Source organism: Methanoplanus endosymbiosus, from assembly GCF_024662215.1.
Taxonomy (GTDB): Archaea; Halobacteriota; Methanomicrobia; order Methanomicrobiales; family Methanomicrobiaceae; genus Methanoplanus; species Methanoplanus endosymbiosus.
Genome location: NZ_CP096115.1, coordinates 2,171,472 through 2,192,144, shown reverse-complemented (window position 1 = coordinate 2,192,144; position 20,673 = coordinate 2,171,472). Strand labels below are relative to the sequence as shown.

General features: G+C 44.4%; 21 protein-coding genes. 14 read left to right on the top strand and 7 right to left on the bottom strand.

What is annotated here, in order from left to right:
- Window position 1 precedes the first annotated feature (1 nt).
- The 4 genes from L6E24_RS09725 to L6E24_RS09710 all read left to right on the top strand — a co-directional run bounded on the left by L6E24_RS09725 (window position 2) and on the right by L6E24_RS09710 (window position 5,129).
- Window positions 2–712 carry a dolichyl-phosphate beta-glucosyltransferase gene (locus L6E24_RS09725; RefSeq protein WP_257741793.1) on the top strand — a complete coding sequence of 237 codons (711 nt, stop codon included), beginning with the start codon at window positions 2–4 and terminating at the stop codon, window positions 710–712.
- A 63-nt stretch (window positions 713–775) separates the two neighbouring features.
- The gene (locus L6E24_RS09720; RefSeq protein ID WP_257741792.1) at window positions 776–1,837 is read left to right on the top strand and encodes a 3'-5' exoribonuclease YhaM family protein; all 1,062 of its coding nucleotides are present in this window, start codon (window positions 776–778) and stop codon (window positions 1,835–1,837) included.
- Between the two features lie 191 nt (window positions 1,838–2,028).
- The gene (locus L6E24_RS09715; protein ID WP_257741791.1) at window positions 2,029–4,056 is read left to right on the top strand and encodes a beta-propeller domain-containing protein; all 2,028 of its coding nucleotides are present in this window, start codon (window positions 2,029–2,031) and stop codon (window positions 4,054–4,056) included.
- Window positions 4,057–4,211: 155 nt separating this feature from the next.
- The gene (locus L6E24_RS09710; RefSeq protein ID WP_257741789.1) at window positions 4,212–5,129 is read left to right on the top strand and encodes a hypothetical protein; all 918 of its coding nucleotides are present in this window, start codon (window positions 4,212–4,214) and stop codon (window positions 5,127–5,129) included.
- Between the two features lie 54 nt (window positions 5,130–5,183).
- On the opposite strand, the gene hisD is transcribed toward L6E24_RS09710, so the two are convergent.
- Both hisD and L6E24_RS09700 read right to left on the bottom strand, forming a co-directional pair.
- The gene (hisD, locus tag L6E24_RS09705; RefSeq protein ID WP_257741788.1) at window positions 5,184–6,440 is read right to left on the bottom strand and encodes a histidinol dehydrogenase; all 1,257 of its coding nucleotides are present in this window, start codon (window positions 6,438–6,440) and stop codon (window positions 5,184–5,186) included.
- A 101-nt stretch (window positions 6,441–6,541) separates the two neighbouring features.
- Window positions 6,542–7,945 (bottom strand): P-loop domain-containing protein, encoded by a 1,404-nt coding sequence (locus L6E24_RS09700; protein WP_257741787.1) that lies wholly within the window; start codon window positions 7,943–7,945, stop codon window positions 6,542–6,544.
- 60 nt (window positions 7,946–8,005) lie between these two features.
- Between L6E24_RS09700 and L6E24_RS09695 the strand changes: the two genes are divergently transcribed.
- The 5 genes from L6E24_RS09695 (at window position 8,006) to L6E24_RS09675 (ending at window position 11,833) form a co-directional block, all read left to right on the top strand.
- The gene (locus L6E24_RS09695) at window positions 8,006–8,182 is read left to right on the top strand and encodes a hypothetical protein (protein WP_257741786.1); all 177 of its coding nucleotides are present in this window, start codon (window positions 8,006–8,008) and stop codon (window positions 8,180–8,182) included.
- Between the two features lie 11 nt (window positions 8,183–8,193).
- Entirely contained in the window at window positions 8,194–8,382 is a 189-nt protein-coding gene (locus L6E24_RS09690; RefSeq protein ID WP_257741785.1) for a hypothetical protein, read from the top strand.
- Window positions 8,383–8,493: 111 nt separating this feature from the next.
- Window positions 8,494–9,273, top strand: a complete 780-nt coding sequence (locus L6E24_RS09685) for an MBL fold metallo-hydrolase (RefSeq protein ID WP_257741784.1) — start codon at window positions 8,494–8,496, stop codon at window positions 9,271–9,273.
- Between the two features lie 9 nt (window positions 9,274–9,282).
- Window positions 9,283–10,932, top strand: coding sequence for an ATP-dependent DNA ligase (locus tag L6E24_RS09680; protein WP_257741783.1), 1,650 nt, complete (start codon window positions 9,283–9,285; stop codon window positions 10,930–10,932).
- A gap of 67 nt (window positions 10,933–10,999) precedes the next feature.
- The gene (locus L6E24_RS09675) at window positions 11,000–11,833 is read left to right on the top strand and encodes a hypothetical protein (RefSeq protein WP_257741782.1); all 834 of its coding nucleotides are present in this window, start codon (window positions 11,000–11,002) and stop codon (window positions 11,831–11,833) included.
- A 75-nt stretch (window positions 11,834–11,908) separates the two neighbouring features.
- Here L6E24_RS09675 and L6E24_RS09670 read toward each other — a convergent pair whose 3' ends face one another.
- From L6E24_RS09670 to L6E24_RS09650, 5 genes are all read right to left on the bottom strand, one after another.
- Complete coding sequence (locus L6E24_RS09670; RefSeq protein ID WP_257741781.1) at window positions 11,909–13,069, bottom strand: Nre C-terminal domain-containing protein; 1,161 nt, start codon at window positions 13,067–13,069, stop codon at window positions 11,909–11,911.
- Window positions 13,070–13,081: 12 nt separating this feature from the next.
- Complete coding sequence (locus L6E24_RS09665) at window positions 13,082–13,246, bottom strand: hypothetical protein (RefSeq protein ID WP_257741780.1); 165 nt, start codon at window positions 13,244–13,246, stop codon at window positions 13,082–13,084.
- Between the two features lie 9 nt (window positions 13,247–13,255).
- The gene (locus L6E24_RS09660) at window positions 13,256–13,930 is read right to left on the bottom strand and encodes a hypothetical protein (protein WP_257741779.1); all 675 of its coding nucleotides are present in this window, start codon (window positions 13,928–13,930) and stop codon (window positions 13,256–13,258) included.
- A gap of 83 nt (window positions 13,931–14,013) precedes the next feature.
- The gene (locus tag L6E24_RS09655; RefSeq protein ID WP_257741778.1) at window positions 14,014–15,111 is read right to left on the bottom strand and encodes a glycosyltransferase family protein; all 1,098 of its coding nucleotides are present in this window, start codon (window positions 15,109–15,111) and stop codon (window positions 14,014–14,016) included.
- A gap of 124 nt (window positions 15,112–15,235) precedes the next feature.
- Window positions 15,236–16,150 (bottom strand): cupin domain-containing protein, encoded by a 915-nt coding sequence (locus L6E24_RS09650; RefSeq protein ID WP_257741777.1) that lies wholly within the window; start codon window positions 16,148–16,150, stop codon window positions 15,236–15,238.
- 361 nt (window positions 16,151–16,511) lie between these two features.
- Between L6E24_RS09650 and L6E24_RS09645 the strand changes: the two genes are divergently transcribed.
- From L6E24_RS09645 to L6E24_RS09630, 5 genes are all read left to right on the top strand, one after another.
- Window positions 16,512–17,246 carry an integrase gene (locus L6E24_RS09645; RefSeq protein ID WP_257741776.1) on the top strand — a complete coding sequence of 245 codons (735 nt, stop codon included), beginning with the start codon at window positions 16,512–16,514 and terminating at the stop codon, window positions 17,244–17,246.
- A gap of 244 nt (window positions 17,247–17,490) precedes the next feature.
- Window positions 17,491–17,652, top strand: coding sequence for a type II toxin-antitoxin system CcdA family antitoxin (locus tag L6E24_RS14775; RefSeq protein WP_373020948.1), 162 nt, complete (start codon window positions 17,491–17,493; stop codon window positions 17,650–17,652).
- A gap of 89 nt (window positions 17,653–17,741) precedes the next feature.
- Complete coding sequence (locus L6E24_RS09640) at window positions 17,742–18,674, top strand: bifunctional DNA primase/polymerase (RefSeq protein ID WP_257741774.1); 933 nt, start codon at window positions 17,742–17,744, stop codon at window positions 18,672–18,674.
- On the top strand, window positions 18,662–20,011 hold the full coding sequence (locus L6E24_RS09635; protein WP_257741773.1) for a DUF3987 domain-containing protein: 1,350 nt from the start codon (window positions 18,662–18,664) through the stop codon (window positions 20,009–20,011). Before L6E24_RS09640 ends, L6E24_RS09635 begins: the two co-directional genes overlap by 13 nt.
- Window positions 20,012–20,344: 333 nt before the next feature.
- Window positions 20,345–20,671 (top strand): hypothetical protein, encoded by a 327-nt coding sequence (locus L6E24_RS09630; RefSeq protein WP_257741772.1) that lies wholly within the window; start codon window positions 20,345–20,347, stop codon window positions 20,669–20,671.
- Window positions 20,672–20,673: the final 2 nt, after the last annotated feature.

The following is a 20,673-nucleotide window of genomic DNA, read 5'->3' as shown; positions in this document are numbered from 1 at the left end:
TATGCAGAATATTAAGGCCGGGGACTGCACAATCATTGTTCCGGCATACAATGAGGAGAAGAGGATTAAACCCTTCCTTGAATCATTATCATCTTTTAAAGGCACAATAATCTTTGTCTGTGACGGAACTGACAGGACACCTGATGTCATACGGAATTTTTCGGAGAGAATATCGGATAAATTTCCGGAGATCATATGCCTTGAATATCCTGAAAGACTTGGGAAAGGCGGCGGCATAACTGCCGGAATTCTGAACTCAGAGACGCAGTATGTCGGATTTACAGATGCCGACGGATCTACCTCCGAGAGTGAGATGATACGCCTGTTTTCATATCTCTCTGATTATGACTGTGCAATAGGATCGAGGTGGATGAAAGGGTCAGATGTTGTGGTAAAGCAGCCGTTTTCCAGAAGGGTTCAGAGCCGCCTCTTCAATATTGCAATCAGGCTGATTCTGAATATACGTTTCAGCGACACACAGTGCGGCGCTAAAGTTTTCAGAAGAAATGCACTGAATGATGTTCTGCCCGATATGAAGACAAAAGGTTTTGAATATGATGCAGAACTGCTCTGGCGGCTTACGAAGAAGGGTTACAGCATAAAGGAAGTCCCAATTGTCTGGGAGAACAGGGAGGACACCTCAGTGGGACGTGCAGACGGTGCAGGAATGATAATCAGGCTCCTGAAGATGAGGCTTGGAATATCTCCATAAAATCCCGTATCCAAACAGTTCCGCATCAATAATTAATCCGGTTAAATAAAGGGAAGATCAGCAATGAAAAATATCTATATTGAAGAGATAACGGTTGGACAGAAGATAGATTCACTTTTCCTCATCGAAAATCTGTCCATTAAAACAAGAACAGGCGGACTGTTCATAACATGCACAATATCAGACAGGACAGGGACAAGAGAATGCAAGATCTGGGGCAACAGAGGCAGCAGTGAGGAAGAGATTGAGAGATATTATGGACTGATTGCTGAGGGAAACATCTACAGAATTGCCGGGGAAGTGAGGGAATATAAAGGCTCAATGGAAATTCATGTAAATTCCGGCATAGAATTCCTGAGATACAGAGAGAATGAAAATAACCTCAATATTACAGATTATATCTATTCGCCCGTACATCCGGATGAGATTAAAAAACAGCTTGAAAAGCATATCTCCGGCATAAAGGACAGCGGGATTAAAAAGATCGTCAGAGAAGCTATAAAAACATCAGACGGATTTTATGAAAAACCGGCGGCGAAGAAGAACCATCACGCCTACTACGGCGGGCTTGCCCACCATACCCTTGAGGTTGTGGAGATCGCAGCCGGAATTACAGATTCACTGCCCGGAATTGATATTGACAGGGACATCGTCATCGCCGGAGCGCTTATTCATGATATAGGCAAGGCCGATACATTTGAGAAGTCAGGCATCTCATTTAAGCCATGCCCCACCTATTCACTGATCGGGCATATCAGCCCCGCAATCGAGAGGATATCAAAATTCAGGAGGTACACTGATGAAGATACCTTTAACCATCTGCTGCATATAATCCAGTCCCATCACGGCACGTATGGAGATGTAATGCCGCAGAGCACTGAGGCATGGGCAGTCCACCATGCCGACAATATCAGTGCCATGTTAAATGAGGTCGATTCAACGCTCAAAGATATTAAGGAAGGGGAATTTGGCTGGTGCAAACCTGTGAATTCAAACCTCTACAGATTCCCGGAAAAGAGAGCTGCCGGCAGAGAGAATAAGAATGATCAGAACAGACCTGAAACAATCAGAGAGCCGGAACCTGAAAAACAGGAGAACACTGCAGGCCAGAGAAGCCTCTTCTGAAGAGATTTTTCCGGCTGAAAAAACCGTAATAAAATACTCTCCCGGCCCAGCAGACAATAATTTCCCTTTTTTTGTAATTATAACTGACAACTCCTCCATGACTTCCGGAATTTTTGAAGTCAAAGCCAGATTAATTACCGGACAGGTCCATAAGATACCATACAGAATCAGTGCAGGGGTGAGACAGAATTATGGAAAAGAAAACGGGATTTACAGTAGTGATGATACTGCTCATTGCAGGCGTAATTACAGTTGCAGGGATATTTGCATATGCCCTTCTCTTCTATCCGGGGCCATACGGCGATGATGGGAACGGCCTCATCAGGGTTACAGATGAGGACGGACTGAAAGATTATCTTGAAAAATACAGTCAGGATAACTCATACAGCAGATATGACTATCCTGAAACAGTCTTTTTCGCTTATGGCGGGATGGCTGAAGAATCCTTATCAACGGGCAGAACGGATTCAGAAAATTATATGCAGAAAACAGCAGTGCAGGACTCAATGCCTCCGGCAGCCTCTCAAAGCCTGCCTTATACGGTTGCGGGCGACAGCGGCGCATCCGATTATTCGGAGACAAATGTCCAGGTAAAAGGGGTTGATGAAGCTGATTATGTCAAAAATGACGGAAAGTACATCTACATACTCAGAGACAGCCTTCTGACGATAGTGGACGCATATCCGGCAGAGAAATCAGGCATTGTATCGGAGACAGAAATTCCGGGATACAGGACTACTGATCTCTTCCTGCAGGGTGACCGGCTTGTGGTCTTTGCAGACGGTTATGAGGAAGAATGGATAACGCCTGAGGGCAGTTCTGTCCCGGTTCCTGTAACAGAGGATGCCGCAAAGGCCTATATCTATGACATATCAGACCGCTCCGCACCGGAAATTGTGCATGAGATAACAATGCCCGGAGATTACAGTGATGCACGTATGACAGACGGGTGGATTTATGCAGTAACCAAAAAGCCGGTGAACAGGTATGACACCGGCATGCCGGTTGTCAAAATGGATGGTAAAGCTGTATCAGAACCGGATGTCTGGTGTCCGCCGGTTCCGTACAATGACTTTGTGATGTACACCATAACATCCTTTGACACTTCCGGCAGTGAAGTTGCAGATACAGAATCCTTCCTCCTTGGATGGGACGATACGATGTATGCCTCAGCGAAGAATATCTACCTGAGCTATATGAAGAATATGCCATATTACCGGGGCATGCTTGCAGAAGAAGATACGGACAGCAACGGGCCGGAAAGTGTCATACACAGGTTTTCAATCGGAAAGGGAGATATTGAATATAAGTCCACCGGAACAGTGCCGGGCAGGTTTTTAAACCAGTGGTCTCTGGACGAATACAATGACAATCTCAGAGTTGCAACAACAGTAAACAACTATGGCAGAGGAGAGATCAGCAGATACAACTCGGTCTATGTATTAAACCCAAATCTGGATATTACAGGCAGACTTGAGTACATTGCACCTGATGAGAGAATATACTCCGCAAGGTTTGCCGGAGACAGGCTGTACCTTGTAACATTTAAAGAGATGGACCCGTTCTTTGTAATTGACCTCTCAAACCCGGATAAACCGGGAATTCTTGGCGAACTGAAGATACCCGGATATTCAGACTATCTGCATCCCTATGATAAAGACCATATAATCGGTATAGGAAAATCTGCTGAAAAGAATGAGTGGGGAGGGGTAAGCACAACAGGACTGAAGGTTGCACTCTTTGATGTAACAGATGTCAACAGTCCGGTATTAACCGACAGTGTTGAGATCGGAGATTATGGATCTGATTCTGAGGCACTGAGGGATCATAAGGCACTCCTATTTGATAAAGAGAAGAATATACTCGTCCTTCCGGTATGGGAGATTGCCAGTGTGCCGGTTGATGAGAGCCTGTACGGGAATTATGAGAAGTCATATACAAAAGAGATCTTCAACGGTGCATATGTATTCGGAATTGATCCGGACACTGGATTTATCCTGAAAGGAAAGGTTAAGCAGGGCGATTCAGAAATGTCATCATATTACCGGAGCGGCCCGGAGGTTGTTAAAAGATCACTGTATATGGACGATGTACTGTACACAGTCTCAGACGAGGAGATAGTGATGAGCAGTCTGAAAGATCTGAGCATAAGAATAAATGAGGTCATGCTCAGGGACGATACAGCCTACACAAAGCCCGGTTACAATATGGTTTGGTAATGTTTCCGGCAAAATAAATCAATATATATGATATCTTTTTTCAGGAATTTGCGTATAACCAATGGTCACGTATCTGTGTATCAGATCAGAAAATGATTTAATACAGTCTGCCATAATTCTCTTTTATAATGTCTTCGGTATCAGAATTTATTGAAATGTCAGAAAGGGAAGTTACTGTACGCCAGTACGGCCCCTTCAGAATGGCCTACCCTCAAAAAGCCGCCTCATATTTAGCCCTGACAAATAAAAGGCTGATCCTCTTCGCACAGAACAGAAGTGCAGCAAAGGACGGAAAGATATCACTTGTGGCAGAGATGAACATTCATGATGTAAAAGGCATAGAATCAAAAACACTGGGTGCAGCATCTCTTCCGGGAATAATTGCAGGCCTGTTATTTATTGCAGGCGCAGCATACCTATACTTAAGGCCATATTCCAGTGCATATGCACTCATTGAAAAGATAACACCCCCTGTGCTCCCAGCATATATCCTCCCCGCCATCATCGGAATAATACTGATAATAATCCCGACATTATTATCAAAAGGCAGATTTGAGGTGAGAATAAATGAAATTCCGGGTGAGAACAGCAATGCCATCCTCTCAAAAGGCGTAATATTTCAGGACAGCAAGAAAATATCAGATATTATCGGAGACATTGGTGCGGCAGTAATAAAAATCCAGGAAGAGAACAGGGAATCAGAGAGGTCCGGTTACTCAGGCACAAACCATAAAAAATATGAATACCCTGCACCATTCCCTGCCAAAACTCCGGATGAGATCAGTGCCGTCACTGAAGCCAAAGACGCTGAAGACGCTGAAGATGTTGATGATGACTATGCCAGTGCCCCAGGCAAAAGAAGAGAAGAAAAAACAGGAATAAAAGCAGAGAGGAGTGGCAGCAGTCCCGGACGCAGCAGTAATAATGCAGATACCGGATACAGAAAATCAGTGGAGGAAGAATCAGAGGAAGCAGAAGAAGCAGAAGAATCAGAAGAAGCAGAGGACGATTACACCGAATCAATGGAATTTCTTGAGGAAAAAAAGACAGAGAAAGACGATTACCTCTTTTAAAATAATATAATATTGTCAGATAATGATCTGACTTTAAACATCTTCAGATTATTTTCATTTCCGGAACTTTAACCGCTCACGGACAGAATCAGCATGGGCATGAAGACCTTCAGCCTCTGCAAGATTTACCACAATATCACTGATGTCTTCAAGGCCCTCCCTGTCAATCATCTGGACAGTGGAAGTCTTGCAGAAATGTGAGACATTAAGCCCGGAATAAACTCTGGCGTAACCGGCTGTCGGCAGTACATGGTTTGTGCCTGATGCATAATCGCCGCATGCAACCGGAGTATTCGGGCCGACAAATATAGAACCGGCATTTCTCACACGGTTTAAGACAGTCATTGGATCACGCACCTGAATGGAGAGATGTTCAGGGGCAATCATATCAGAAATATCAATGGCATTCTTTAGGTCATCTGCAATGATATATCCGGAATTCTCAAGAGCCGCAAGAATTATCTCTTTCCGTGGAGAAAGGACAGCTTTTGCTTTAACTTCAGCAATGGTCGCCTCAGCAACCCCCTTGTCTGTGGTTATCAGTACACAGGCTGCATTCGGGTCATGCTCTGCCTGTGCGAGAATGTCAGCCGCCAGAAACTCAGGCACTGCCGAGTCATCCGCAATTATGCCAATCTCAGACGGGCCTGCCGGAAAATCAATCTCAGCATAATCACGAAGCATCATCTTTGCAGCGGTTACAAAGGTATTGCCGGGCCCTACAATCTTCTGTACAGGTTCAATGCTCTCAGTGCCAAGTGCCATTGCAGCTATAGCCTGTGCCCCGCCAACCCTGTAGATCTCATCCACACCTGCAATATCAAAGGCGACAATGGTGAGGGGATTTCCCGGAGGGGGTGTGCATGCGCAGATCTCAGAGACACCTGCAACCCTTGCCGGAACAGCCGTCATAAGTGCAGTTGACGGATATGATGCCCGTCCTCCCGGCACATAACAGCCAATTCTCTCAAGAGGCGTTGTCTTAACACCGAGCACAATTCCGGGCTGAACCTCCTTAAGCCAGAGATCCTCTCTCTTCTGAAGTTCGTGAAACTCCGATATTCTCACCTCTGCCTCTATGAGGCACTCAACAAGCTTCTCATCCACTTCATCGTACGCAGAGTCAATCTCCTCCCGGCTTACGCATATATCCTCAAGATCAATTTTATCAAATTTTTTTGCATATTTATACAGGGCAGAATCGCCGTTATTCCTCACATTCTCAATAATATCCCTGACAGGGGCACTGACATCATCAAAACTGCTGCGGCGCTCACTGACCCATGAATCTGCATCAAGCTCTTTTAACATATCCAGCAGAATTTTTGGTTTGCAGAATCAATTAACCTTTGCAGAAACGCTCCCATGAGAAGTTCGGCCACTGGATAATAAAATATGGAGATCCTGAGGGATTATTCCAGAAGGGAAGCAGCAGTCTCAGTCATATGCCGGTACAGCCTCTGCCTGTATTCATCAACTAAAATTCCGTCTGCACAATGGTTATTAAGTCTCATTATCCTCTCAGACTGCGCAATTAAGAGATCCATAGTGGCCGCCGCAAATATCAGCGATGTCCCGGAGAAGATTTCTCTTCTCTCTCTTAAGAGATCAGTCAGGGTACTGACATCCTCACACTGGATGCAGTTTGGCACAAGAAGATTTGTCGCCGACCGATCCTCATCAAAGAGAATATACGGCGACTGCTTTGAGAGGGACTCTGAAAAACCGGCCGCCATCACCATAGAACCGCTGCCTGTGCCGGAGACATGCTTTGGAGTCCCTGAAATTCCGGGGGGGAGCGACTTAAAGAAGAGGCTTATATCAGACCCGCTTATATCCCTGCCACCGGTCTCAACAAAACTCCCCCGCCCAACGGTAATTATCCCCTCCCGTCCGTCTCCGGGAAGATGATCATCAGTACCTGAGATAATGCCCTGAAGAAATGTTGACTTGCCTTCGGCATTTGAACCTACAACTGCAAACACCTCGCCCCTCTTTATGCCAAGCCCTGAGATGGTGTAACCCGATTCTTCATATTCAATCTCCACAGGTGAGAGATTTTTTGGGCATCTGAAAGGGATATTGATGCCGTGTTTCGGGCCTGCAAGCCGGAAATTTGCCCTGTGCTCTGAAAAATGTCTTGCCGGAAGGGAACCATCTGCTATGAATGAAACCAGGCCGAGATCAACAAGCATTGAACGAATCCTCTTCTGGTCAGCTGAGATACTGACTGCCTCACTGACCTCATTTACCGGTATTTTACCTACAGTATCCAGAAGGCCGTCCATCAGTGAGATTATAGTTTCCCTGATATCTCCGGGTGACTCTCTGCGGCTGTTATTTCTGCCTGAACCTGCCGCCGGCAGAGCACCCTGTACAGTCAGATGAAGCCCTTTTGCATCTGTAAAATTATCCGGACCGGCCATCCAGAGTTTCTGGCCAAAACCGGGACTGGTCTTTATAACTGTCACAGGTTCAATATTGGCAGAATAATGGGCAGGATGGACTGTATCAAGGCCACCAAGTGCCCTCAGCCTTCTGTCTTTTGGGACTGATCTCTTGATATGCTCAATTACCGATGCTGTAAAACCGTCATAACCCACAGGACTGAAGCCGCAAAATTCCGGAATAAAACACGGCTTTACCAGAAGAGGCAGCGAAAACTGTACAGATGTCTTATCAAAGGAGAGAACACTATAAATGTTTGTTCCCGGCCTGAACCTCACCTTATCCGGGATGCACCCGGAATTCTGCGTAATATCAGAGATTAGATCAGACAGTCCGGAGATCTTTGCCGGATTCATTGATATGGACATTGGTATTTATATTATATGAATACAGATTGTCAGTCTAATCAGAAGAGGGACCGGGAGATCATGGAAGACATAATTATAGGACTGGGGGCAGTGATTATCTTCTTTATTGTGGGATTCATCGTAGGATATTACATAATGTCTTATTACTTTGGCAGACGTTTCAAAGCCGCAGTAGAGAGATGCAGGGATGATGACTCGTTTGAACCGATTATAGATGAAATGCAGGAGATTGCCTGAGGAGGGGAACAATGGACATTATAGGCTTTAGCTTTCTTGGAATTGTAACACTGTGCTTCGGTTTTCTGTCGGGATTTCAGATGGCACATATCCACTACAATAAAAAACTCGCGGCACTTGTGAAAAGATGCATACATTCAGGAACTATAGCTCCGGTTCTTGTGGAGCTTGTTAAATTAGGAACAGAAAAACAAGGATAATCCGGATCATCAGGAGCATTTCCCACCCATTATACTATTTATGCAGGGAATAAACGGGGATTTTTCCGGAATCAGATCAGTTTTGTAATACTGAGACAAAGAAATAAAGGAATGAAGATCACCGTCCTTGCGAGCGGAAGCAAAGGAAACTGTACATATTTAGAGGGAGGTTCCGGGGCAGTACTGGTCGATGCCGGGCTGAGTGCAAAAGAGACTTTTAAGAGGCTTGAAGAGTCCGGCTGCAACAAAGACCTTATTGAAGCTATTATTGTGACCCATGAGCACAGGGATCATGTAAAAGGAGTCGATGTTTTATCAAGGAAGCTTAACATTCCCGTAATAGCAACACAGGGCACAATCTGGCAGTTTGATGAGAAGAGGACATCTGATAAAAAACTGATTTATGAGACGATTAAAACCGGAGAAATGAAGAAGGTGGGCGATTTTGAAGTTGAGGCATTCTCCACATATCATGATGCAATGGATCCATGCGGCTACCGGATAAAATATGGTGACCTCACCTTTGCACTATGCACAGATACGGGAAAGACGGACGATAGAATAGGTTCATATCTGGGTTCTGCGGATGCACTTGTGCTTGAGAGCAACCACTGCCCGGAGATGCTTAAAAACGGCCCATACCCGGTATTTTTAAAGGCCAGAATAGCCGATGAAAAGAGAGGCCATTTATCAAATGCCGCTGCTGCGGAGTGCATAACAAAATACTGCCGCAACTCAGAAGAGATCATCCTCGCACATCTCTCAGAGGAGAATAACAGACCGGAAATCGCCCTTGAATCTGCACAGAATGCAGCCGAAAATATATCCTGCTGTGCAGGTATAAGAATTTCCCACCAGCACTGTCCGGCAGAGACAATAAAACTGCAATAACAATGTACCATGAATTTCATTGATTTTTCAGAATTCTGCAACACCCTTGAATCAATTTCCGGAAGGCTTGAGATGATAGATCTCATTGCAGAGAAACTGCCAGGTCTGTCAGATGAGGATATGCCGGTATTCTTAAGGTTTATCACAGGACGGGTATTTCCGGACTACAGCCAGGATAAGATAGGCATCGGCCCAAATCACGTCTATGAATCGGTTGCATACGTCATCGGGAAGAACAGGGACTATGTCATCAGGAAAATAAATTCCGGAGGGGACGTAGGGAAGGCTGTGGAGAATCTTCTTGCAAAGAAGGAACAGACCTCATTTTTCAGTGACACACTCGAACTCGCAGGTGTCTTTTCGGACTTCAAAGCCATTTCAGAGATAAAAGGCTCTAAATCCCAGAAGGAAAAACTGAAATTTGTAAAGCGCCTCTTTGCCAACGCAAAGCCGGTTGAAGGGCGTTATCTTGCAAGGATTATGCTTGGTGAGATGAGAATAGGTGTTGGTGACGGAAATATAAGGGAGGCCGTAGCAAAGGCATTTTCAGTTCCGGCAGCGCTCGTTGAGCACGCATACCAGGCAGTAAATGACCTGGGAGAGGTTGCCCTTCTTGCAAAGAGAGGAGCACATGCGCTTGAGGAGGTTAAGATTGAACTCTTCCGGCCTGTAAAAATGATGCTTGCAAAGCAGGGCACTATTGCTGATATGATTCAGGAACAGGGCAGTATTGCTGCTGAGTTTAAATACGACGGAACAAGGTTTCAGTTTCATAAAAAAGGAGACAGTTTTAAGATCTATTCCAGAAAACTTGAGGATGTCACCAATGCAATCCCTGACATATCAGATCTCCTGATGAACTGTACAGAGCATGATGTAATTCTTGACGGGGAGGTCATCGCCATTGAAGACGGAAAACCGATGCCCTTTCAGTATGTCCTTAAAAGATTCAGGCGTAAGCACGATATCGAGGCCCATGTTGAAGATATCCGCCTGAGACCAAACGTCTTTGATATTCTCCTGCTTGATGACGAATCCTTAATAGAGAAACCATTCACTGAGAGAAGAAAGATTCTTGAGGATAATGTGAGGGAGTATGTCGCCCCGCAGATCGTATCCGGAGATATTGCAGAAGTGGAGGAATTTTACAGAAATGCCCTTGACGAAGGGCATGAAGGTATAATGGTCAAGTCACTCTCCGCAGCCTACACTCCTGGTCAGAGGGTGAGGGAATGGATAAAGATTAAGCCGGAGGTTGATACGATTGACCTTGCTGTAATCGGTGCTGAATGGGGTGAAGGCAAACGCGCAGGCCTCTTTGGATCCTTCCTCCTCGCATGCCGCGATGAGAATGATGAACTATATCCGGTATCAAAGGTCGCAACCGGAATTTCGGATGATATGCTGGCCTTTATTTATGACACCCTTAAAGAGAGTGTCATCTCAGAGTCCGGCAAGTTTGTCAGGTTTGAACCGGAGACTGTCTTTGAGGTGGGATATGCAGAGATTCAGAAGAGTGTCAATTATGAGTCAGGCTATGCCCTGCGTTTTCCGAGATTTGTCAGAATGCGCGATGACAAGGGAATAGACGAAATAGAGACGATATCATCCATCAATGAGAGATTTGCCATACAGAATGAGAAACGCGGAATAAAATAATACCCGGACCACGGATCAGGTTATATTAATACCAAATCACCTCTATTTTAATTCAGGAGAGTTTCTCATGAGTAAAAGTAACTTAATAAAGGCATTTCTGGTTGCAGCAGTCGCATTATTATGCCTGACGGGCAGTGCATCCGCAGTAATCCAGGAAGTAAACGGAATGGGCACAATTACCTCAATGGACAAGGGTGCCGGAACTATCAGTATAAATTCCGAATACCAGTTCACCATATCCTACACAGGTTCAACACCGAATGAGCAGTGGATTAAGGCAACCGAGACCGAAGTAACGGGCAATGTTCCGGACGACAAAGCCTTTGAGATATTTAAAACCGGAGATCCGGTCAGGTTTATAGTTCTTGGCGGCACAGGCGGGGATTATCTCGGCATTGCAAAGATAGACAAAATCTCCAGGGATGCAGAGATCAGCGCAATTGTCGGTGACATCGACAGGATGATATTCAAACCGCTCGCAGACGGATTTATTGTGACAGCAAAACCTGACCCGAACTGTGCGGAATGCAGCGGCACCGTATGCACGGCATCATCTGCTGCAATTACAGTCTCAAAAGATGGAAATATACTGACAGAGGCCACTCTTGTTCCGGGAGGTTTTGCAGATGTAACTGATGAACCAAATACTTTTGAACTCTGCATTACGTTCGTAAAAGGAGAGGGACTGGCATCCACATGCAATCCGGATGCACAGATAATGATGGGCGGCCCTCAGGCGATATCAACTTACATATTAGAGATAAAACCTGTTGCTGAACCGGTTCAGGAGACTGCAACAGCAACAGAGGCAACACCGGCAGCGACACCCCAGTCAGGGATTGCAGGAATAGTCTGCCTTATAGGCGTTCTTGCGGCAATGGCCGTTATCTCCAGAAAATAACTTTTTTTTGAAATATTCAGGCATTCATAACGGTTTGTCAGCAGAATAGATTCTGAGAACTGACGATATTTCCGGTCAGAAATCAAACAAAGTCTTCTGGGTCTTTATCTCCGGAATAAGGCTGCTGCATGAGAGCCATTTATCCCCACCTGAGAGCCTGCTGATTATGGCTATGCCCTCACTGAGGTCTGCCGGAGTCATATAATTCTCCTTCATTGCCTTTCTTGAGGCCTCACGTATTACCCATGTGCCAAGCGGTGCCCAGTAATCACCGGTAATTCTTCTGACTGCAATCACGCGGGCAGACCTTCTGACCGATTCAAGATATTCAAGCACAGCGAGACGTGCAGAGTAGTAAGCGCCGGCAAGCGGCGAGTAGCCCTGTTTTCTCTTCATCCCTTCAGAGTCGGAGACTATTGTCGCCGATTCACTGCCCGACCATAGGCTGTTCTTCTCCCACACTTCAGTCATCTCATAACGCCAGTCTCCGGGAATGAGCATAATCGCCAGATTGTTGCCATGAATACACCCGTTAAATATGCGGATCTCCTCCAGAGGCGGATACCCTGAGACATTCTTTTTAAGAATGCCGGATACGGTATCATCAACCGCAGTTATGCTCCACCTTGTAGGAACAATACGCCTCTTAACGCCCAGAAGTCCGGAAGAGAGAAGGTTCTGTATATGATGCAGATCAGTGCCGCCCCTGTACAGTTCAACGATAGCGTCGTTTGCCTTCAGATCAGTGTCCGAGGTAATTTTGTCAACAATCCGGGGGACAACGGCATTGTCAAGGACAGACATATCGGATACAACACCGGAAAGCCCTGTCGGCGCTAAAACTCCGTCAAAACGGAGATCAAAACTGACGGGTTTTACAAAAGCCACTTCCACATCTACAGGCTTTTGTGAAAGCGCAATCTCCTGTATGGAATCAGAGAGGTTTTTCTCCCCGGAATTACCCCTGATTGTGCCTGACCTTATCCTTACTATGTCATCTATTGAGTAATTGCCGGAGACCCAGTGCTCAGGATTGTCATTCTCACGCGAGAGCAGAGGCCCGCCGGATACATTCGGATAATTTTTTGAACCGACAAAGACAGACGGGCTTTCACCCATATACTCCTTAACAGGTTTTGTATCACTCCGGGCATAAAAACGGCTCATAACAGGGCATTTCGAGAGGCCGCAGAGACCTTTGCCCTTGCACTTTATGCAGAGATCAGCAGTTCTCATATCCAGCCCCCATCATTGCCCGCCCATGATCATATCAGTTAAATTACCCATAACTCCGGCAGTGACAACCATCACTGAATCTTTATCCGGAGAGATGATCTGTGACAGAATACTATGATCAAAGGGTTCAGGCCCGTGAACTATTATTATAAATTCATTTTCCGGAAAAAAAGACATAATTAAAGATTATATTATTGTATAGTCACCGATTCCGGCCACCAGATCTCCGGATGAGGGGTACCACCCTTTCACGGGCGGGTTCAGGCTCAGGCTTACAGTATCGGTGAAAGAATTGGACTTTTCAGAGAACATACTCCAGCTGTTCTTTCCGGTAAGCTCAATCCCAATCTCAATTTCAGCACCGGAATCAGAGCTGTATTCTGCATAGATGTACGTATTGTATTTAATTCCGGAATCAGTAGCCATAGTATCCTCCTTTGGCAGAAGAGTATATGCAGAACCAACGGGATTTTCTGTATCAATCAAATCTCCGGCATCAACTGTTATTCCAAATTCTGTTGTTCTTAACTCATCAGCTGTTATTTTCAGCATTGTACTCCCCTTGGAGCCGAAGAGTTCAATATCCCACCCGTCAGGGACACCTGTACCTTTTCCTTCAAGTATTGCCGCGCCAACAGGGGATCTGTCACTCAGTGAAGGGAGCGGTATGAATAACTGAGCATCTTCAGCCACTGCACCGTCCATATCTATAGAGACGGTGTATTCATATGTGCTCTGCGGGGTTATGCCCAGAATATGAAAACCTCCGGGGTAGATGAATCCTGCAAGCATGATTATCAGAAGCGATACAGCAGTCACCGATGCAATTGTTATTAGTAAATATCCGGAATCCTTATTCATAGATAACCATTATCCTATGCCGGATTACTGAGTATATCCGGCAGTATATTATTAATGAGAACCGGCAGGAGATAAATATGCCATCAGCCGGTCTTCTCCATATTCTCAATGACGGCATGGATATTGTGTTTACCGTCCTGTTCAGCAAAGAGGGAGCTGTAGTTAGGTGCAGTCATAGCAAGTGCCTTATCTATCGCCTCATTCAGCCTCTCTTTTGTGAGTTTATCCCCTTCAAGAATAATTCCTGCCCCAATCTCCTCAATCTTACGGGCATTATTCCACTGCTCCGGGTGGTAAGGATCAATTATCATCACACAGGGTTTTCTGAACAGGAGCGCCTCATGAAGGGTTGTCAGGCCACCGTGAACTACTGCGATTCTTGCCTTTGAGAGGTGTTCATAAATATCGGGCACATAGCCAAAAGTCCTGAAATTATCAGATGCTTCAGGAAGACCGTCTGAAGTGGAAAACACCTCAAAAGTCTGAAAAGGTCTCTCCTCTGCAATCTCCTTTAAAATACCATACATCGGAATCTTAAACGGTTCACCACCAAATGATGCAAATATTGTTCCGTTAGAGAAGCTGTAATCCGAAAGTTCGATGTCCATTAAAGGGCCGACAAATTTATACTGATCCTTATCTCCCTCTTCAATCTCAAGGTTGTAACCGGAGATGGTATGCGGCGGTGCAAAATCAGGGACTATCACACTGTCAGGGATTTCAAGATATTTCTCAATGACCTTTCCCAGTACACTCCAGTATGTGGAGTTGTTGTCAGATGCGGTTGCAAACCGGTTCTGGTTTGTGATAAAGAGCGAATGTACCCTCTCAAGCCTTGCCGCAGTCAGAGCCGCGTACATGGTATCGGATATTACAAGGTCAATTGAATATTCATTGATAAGGTTTCTGACATGCTTTAAGGAGCGTGCAAGAGCAATGGGTACACTTTTTGAGGACCAGAGTGTCTTTGACAGGCTGAAATATCCGTTTTCACCGTCAAGCTCAACTTCCCTGAAGGTCTCTGTTACATGAAACTCCTCCTGATTTTTAATAAATTCGTAGGCTTTGCCATATGAGGCAAGATGGCACTCATGACCGAATCCTTTCAGGTAGCGTGCAAGTCTTGATGAACGTGAGGCATGGCCAAGGCCCTCACCGCAGATTACAAAAAGTATCTTCATTTGATCACAGATTTATGGTATATTCACGGTTTATCCAGATTGCCGGGATTAAACCTTATATCTAAGATATATATGCCGGCATTATCAAAAAAGCCTTTTTAATTGGTAAAATTCAGGGATTTATTCAATGCAGAACTGTGAGACCCGGATTCCATGACGGATCGACATATGAGAGAATCACCGCATTTTTGTTGCCGGAATTGTGATAGGATTTTGGATAGCCTGCCGGGACATAGACAGCCTGACCTACTTCTGCGCACATTTCCGCGCCTTTGGAACTGTTCAGGCAGATGCTCCCGTGTACGACATATATCAGTTCTGAAGCTCCGTAAAGAGTGTTCTCATCAATTCTTCCGCCCGGAATTAATTCTGCATATGCAAGGCTGTAATTTACCGGCAGGTCCGGGTACCTGTCTGCCATCAGATCTGCATTAAATATGGTGTAGATGAGTGTTCCGGTATCATAGTCCCACTCAATACCTTCAGAGACATCTGTAACAATAATCCCGTCTGCGCCTGTATTTCCGGAAGAGTCCTTTTCATCACCAGGATCTTCACCGGGCAGATTCACTTCTGAAATATCGTTTTCGGGATTATATACCGGCTGTGTGGATGTAAGATAGACGAGATCTTCTCTTCCATTGTTGCAGATCGACTGAAGTGTGCCTTCCCTGACAATTGCCGCATCTCCGGCATGAACTTCAGTAACAGAGTCCTGAGTATTTATAAGCGCAGTTCCTTCTGTCACAAAGATCATCTCAGACGTATTCATAAGCCTGTGTGGCGGAGTTCCTCTTTTGGGTGGGATGGTTACCAGGCCAAGGCTGAAGTTGCTGCTGACAGAATAACCATACTTCATAAGATCTTCCGGATGAAAAACACTGACAACAGAGCCATTGTCTGTAAAAAGGGGCGTTGAAATCGTATTTGATGAGTCAAACCTGTAAAGCCCTTCAATAGTTTTAAGACCGTTATCCGGAGATTTTTCACCAGTATAACCAACTGTTCTGTCTGAAATACACCCGGATGCAGCCACCATCAAGGACAGACATATGAGAAGAAGAAACCTGAACTTTCCATCCATATATTTCTCTTATACCGTATTAGAAATAAGGCTTACATAATCAGAGACAGACAAACCGGTATAATGATCTTTCAGTCATTTAAAAGATTTTTGGAATAGACATACAAATCTCCGCAACGCAGAATGGAAAAGTGAATAAAAGAATTACCGGATAAGATAGCTATAAAATAATAAGAAAACCAAAAAAAACAGAAAAGTTAGTGGGCTCGTTGAGATTCGAACTCAAGACCTCCGCCGTGTCAAAATTGGCAGCCTTTTAGAGCTTTTTAACCAATATAAAGCACAATTTATTGACTATTTGGAGCACGTCCGGAAGGTGTCAGAAGCACGAAAAAAGGATTATATTAACGGATTATTAAAACTTCCAGATATTAGAAATATTGCTGATTTACTGAAGCTTAAACTTACAGATTCTCAGACAAAAGGACTGAGAGTTTTTATTCATTTTATGGAAGATGTTATCGGATTTGAAAAGATACTGAACATCAATCCGGACAAATGGTTAAAAAGCCTGAAGATAAAAACATCACAGCCAAAAATAACATTTTTCAATGATCACGATCTGGAGGAAGCTTATCCATTAATTCCGGTGAACCTCCAGACCTTCTTTAAACTGGCAGCATATACCGGAGCCAGAGGTATCCATTTATTTAGAGCATTGCAGGACTTCAAACCGGAGAACATCCAGACAGATGGAGATAATCCGGAGGTTTCATTCTATCCGGTAACAGATGCAGGCAGAGGCAACAAATCAGCATTTGTATTATATTTTCCTTCCAGTTTTGTTGATGAACTGAAAAGTTATGAATTACCACATCAACATCCAAGCACTATATTAAAAGGACTTCAGGATGCAGGCATGCCGGTTAAGAACCTCCGGAAATGGCATGCCAACCTATTATTAAAACACGGAGTGCAGGAAAGTATTGTTGATTACCTGCAAAGCCGAACCAGCCGAACAGTTATAGGCAGACATTACGCCAATCTCCATATGCAGGCATGTAGAGCATACAGCCAGACAATACAATATTTTCCGGAATTCACAGGTTAGAACACCGCGCCAAAATACAAACTATAAAAAATATATTGCTTTTTGAGAGTGCGGCACCTCTCCGGAAGGCACCAATTTCTTAAAAAATCCACAAAAAAATAAGGTCAAATTAGTCCTAATTCCACACAATAATATATTATACTCCATAGCATATAAAGCGCGCACAAAAACGCTTTTATTTATAAAGCGCGCATATAGAGGATGTTGTAGTATAGTGCAGTATACTACAGGAGGTAACAAAAAAATGACTAAATTAGTCTCGGCAGGCAAAGTATACGCATGCCTGAATTGTCGTGTAGAATACGACCTAAAGCAGGAAGCCAAGTCAGCAGGAATTAACTTTTCAAAGCTGATGGATTCAGCACTGAGAACAGAACTTAAAAACCGAGAGGTAAAAACTTGTTAAATCCAGAAAGAGTAGCCGGCAATCTACCACAACCGCCGGCAGAAACAAATGATTCAACAATATATTATGGTAACTCAGATATAAGTCTTTTGCAGGCAGCATTGGACTATGGCAGACGCGGATTTTCTATTTTTCCATGCAGTCAGGATAAGGCACCACTCACAGAACACGGATTTAAAGATGCCTCTCCAGACTTAAGAAAAATCCGGCAGTGGTGGACACAATTTCCAGATGCCAGCATCGGTATATCCTGCATAGCTTCAGGACTTATAGTTCTGGACACCGATCCGCGGAATGGTGGACTTCATACATTACAGGCACTTGAGCAGGAGCACGAACCACTACCAATCACACTTACAGCCTTAACCGGCATGCAGAACGATTGTAGAGGCACACACCGCTATTACAGAGCGCCGGAAGGAGATATTAAGGTAAAAGGTCAGCTTGGCGAAGGAATAGACTGTAAATATTCAGGATATGTCATAGCGGCACCATCACAGCACCAGACCGGAGTTAACTATCAGTGGATAGATGAATACCAGCCAATAGCAGATCTTCCAAAGTGGATTTCAGACATCATTATTAAGAAACCTGCAAAAGCGCCAAGAAGACGCACCAGCGCCGGACACGGCGACAGCATCACAGACCAGTATAACCTTAGAGTGCAGGATTACCTGATGCCGGAGAATGGCAGGTATATTTCTTCAGATGAAATTAGAGGCGCTCATCCAGCGCATGGTTCATCAACAGGCAACAATCTTTGCATTAACATCAGGAAAAATACATGGTATTGCTTCAGGCATCAGACCGGCGGAGGAGGTGTAGAGGCATACGCCGTTGCTAGAGGCATTATTGATTGCAGCGAAGCCGGAGCAGGATGCCTTAATAACAAATGGTCTGAGTTTTTCAGATGTTTAAGAGAAGACGGCATTATTACGCCGACAGAAGCCGATCCGGAAATACTGGCATCCATTGACGCACTTATTCAGAAATGGAGGAGGCTTCAGGCATGCCAGAACTGAAAATAAATTTGGAGGAGGATAATTTCGTACAGGAATATATTTCAACATATATGGAAAAGTCCGGCGGATTTCCTGAATTTAAGTATAGTGGAGCACTGACAGCACTTTCTATTTGTGCAGACCGGAGGATTCATTTACCATTATCATTTAGTGATGTGATTCCGAATATCTGGACGATCCTGATTGGACAGTCCAGTTTTTCCGGAAAATCAACCGCTTTTGATGAATTTCTGGACTTAATACAGTCCGCCGGAATTGGCAACAAACTTCCAGACAGCTTCAGCCGGCAATCATTAATAGAATGTCTGGCAGAGACACCAACCGCGTATTATGCTAATGATGAAGTCGGCGGACTGTTAAAGGAGATGCACAAAAAAGGCGGACATCTGAACGGCTTAAGTGATGATTTGTGCAAATATTACGATAATCCTAAAGTGATTCATAAAAGACTAACAAAGAAAGCCGGCGGCGGAGACACATATACAGCCAATAATATATCTATGTCTGTTTTAATGGCAACCACACCGTTAAACTTCAAAAATTCGACAGAACCAACAGATTTGGAGTCAGGACTACTAGCCAGATACCTAATAGTTCAGCCGGAAGGAACGCCGGAATATATTGACGTTTCAATTTCAACAATCGGCACGGCGGAACAGACAAAGGCGCTATCAGACCGACTATCTGAAATCTGGACAACCACACATAGATTTGAGAACCTGTTATTCATTCCAAGCACCGAAGCCTTAGAGAGATATAACCACTGGCAACGAAGCCTTAGAGAGCATCAAAAGCAGGAATCAGAGGACAACCTAACATTGTCCAGCCGATTAAGGATTTATGTTTTCAAGCTGGCAGGATTGTATTATATTGGCAGCCGGCAGTTTATCAAAGATGCCAATCTGAAATATCAGGACTTAAAAGCCAGTGGTGGAAATATCGCATTTCTAACAGATGTTGCAGACAAAGAGCCGGCAGCATATCAGGCAGTCTTCAACATACCTGATTGTTATTTTGACGAAGCACTGGGGCATGTTAAAGACTATTTCCTTCCGACTTCCAGCCGACTATTGGCGGACAGCATCCAGCAGAACGACAGCAACCACATAAACGCCGTAATTAATATTCTGAAGCGAGCAGCAGAGAACACATTGAGCCGGAGTCAGCTATCACGCAGACTATCAAAATATGTTCACACCGCCGAGCTTGATCGGATATTGGAGCTTTTACAGGATGAAGGCATTATCCAATCGACAATAGATTCAAGCGCCGACAAATTAGGCAGGATGAGAAACACGCAGATAATATGCTTAATTGATGAAAAGGAGGTATATTAATGATATATACAATTATATCTAATTATATTCAATTACATACATTACATATACTTAGATACAGTTATGTTCAGTTATCTTCAGTAAGGACAGTTATCCTTAAAAAATCACATTTTTTACCTATAAGGCAGGATAACCGGATAACTGAACAATTTTTGACAAAAAACAACGCCAATAAATCTATTATTTCCAGATTGGCGGATAAAATGAAGTCCGGTTCAGTTATCCTATTTCAGGATAACCGAACGATAACCGAAGATAACCGAACATTATTTATACTGGTTGGTGCTTTTCCAGGCAAACCACCACAGCCGACACCAGGCAGGAGGCTATAACATGGAAATTATCAGAAATCCAGACGGCAGCGGGGGCATAAAATTTACAATTGATGACTTATTAGAGCCGTTACCAGTTATAGCACATAGCAGCATCAAAAGGAACAAGATAGAAATTCTATGTCCGATTTGTGGATGTATTCACACTTTCAACCGGAAGGAATCGATAGTAATCCTTCCATGTAATCCATTATTCAGACTTGAGATTACCGGCATAACGTCCGGACAAATGCCGCCGGAGCTTAAGAAGATTGGTGCAGGAAATGCACGCCGTAAGGCTGAAGCAGAGGCGGCCGGACAAACACACCATCCGGAATGGAAGGCGTAAAT

What these genes read in the sequence shown, in the direction of transcription:
- L6E24_RS09635 (WP_257741773.1), top strand. Translation starts at nt 18,662, where the DNA reads ATGCCAGAACTGAAAATAAATTTGGAGGAGGATAATTTCGTACAGGAA.
- L6E24_RS09660 (WP_257741779.1), bottom strand. Translation starts at nt 13,930, where the DNA reads ATGAATAAGGATTCCGGATATTTACTAATAACAATTGCATCGGTGACT.
- L6E24_RS09700 (WP_257741787.1), bottom strand. Translation starts at nt 7,945, where the DNA reads ATGTCCATATCAATGAATCCGGCAAAGATCTCCGGACTGTCTGATCTA.
- L6E24_RS09685 (WP_257741784.1), top strand. Translation starts at nt 8,494, where the DNA reads ATGAAGATCACCGTCCTTGCGAGCGGAAGCAAAGGAAACTGTACATAT.
- L6E24_RS09670 (WP_257741781.1), bottom strand. Translation starts at nt 13,069, where the DNA reads ATGAGAACTGCTGATCTCTGCATAAAGTGCAAGGGCAAAGGTCTCTGC.
- hisD (WP_257741788.1), bottom strand. Translation starts at nt 6,440, where the DNA reads ATGTTAAAAGAGCTTGATGCAGATTCATGGGTCAGTGAGCGCCGCAGC.
- L6E24_RS09690 (WP_257741785.1), top strand. Translation starts at nt 8,194, where the DNA reads ATGGACATTATAGGCTTTAGCTTTCTTGGAATTGTAACACTGTGCTTC.
- L6E24_RS09720 (WP_257741792.1), top strand. Translation starts at nt 776, where the DNA reads ATGAAAAATATCTATATTGAAGAGATAACGGTTGGACAGAAGATAGAT.
- L6E24_RS09725 (WP_257741793.1), top strand. Translation starts at nt 2, where the DNA reads ATGCAGAATATTAAGGCCGGGGACTGCACAATCATTGTTCCGGCATAC.
- L6E24_RS09715 (WP_257741791.1), top strand. Translation starts at nt 2,029, where the DNA reads ATGGAAAAGAAAACGGGATTTACAGTAGTGATGATACTGCTCATTGCA.
- L6E24_RS09680 (WP_257741783.1), top strand. Translation starts at nt 9,283, where the DNA reads ATGAATTTCATTGATTTTTCAGAATTCTGCAACACCCTTGAATCAATT.
- L6E24_RS09650 (WP_257741777.1), bottom strand. Translation starts at nt 16,150, where the DNA reads ATGGTGGCTGCATCCGGGTGTATTTCAGACAGAACAGTTGGTTATACT.
- L6E24_RS09710 (WP_257741789.1), top strand. Translation starts at nt 4,212, where the DNA reads ATGTCAGAAAGGGAAGTTACTGTACGCCAGTACGGCCCCTTCAGAATG.
- L6E24_RS09630 (WP_257741772.1), top strand. Translation starts at nt 20,345, where the DNA reads ATGGAAATTATCAGAAATCCAGACGGCAGCGGGGGCATAAAATTTACA.
- L6E24_RS09675 (WP_257741782.1), top strand. Translation starts at nt 11,000, where the DNA reads ATGAGTAAAAGTAACTTAATAAAGGCATTTCTGGTTGCAGCAGTCGCA.
- L6E24_RS09655 (WP_257741778.1), bottom strand. Translation starts at nt 15,111, where the DNA reads ATGAAGATACTTTTTGTAATCTGCGGTGAGGGCCTTGGCCATGCCTCA.
- L6E24_RS09665 (WP_257741780.1), bottom strand. Translation starts at nt 13,246, where the DNA reads ATGTCTTTTTTTCCGGAAAATGAATTTATAATAATAGTTCACGGGCCT.
- L6E24_RS09695 (WP_257741786.1), top strand. Translation starts at nt 8,006, where the DNA reads ATGGAAGACATAATTATAGGACTGGGGGCAGTGATTATCTTCTTTATT.
- L6E24_RS14775 (WP_373020948.1), top strand. Translation starts at nt 17,491, where the DNA reads ATGACTAAATTAGTCTCGGCAGGCAAAGTATACGCATGCCTGAATTGT.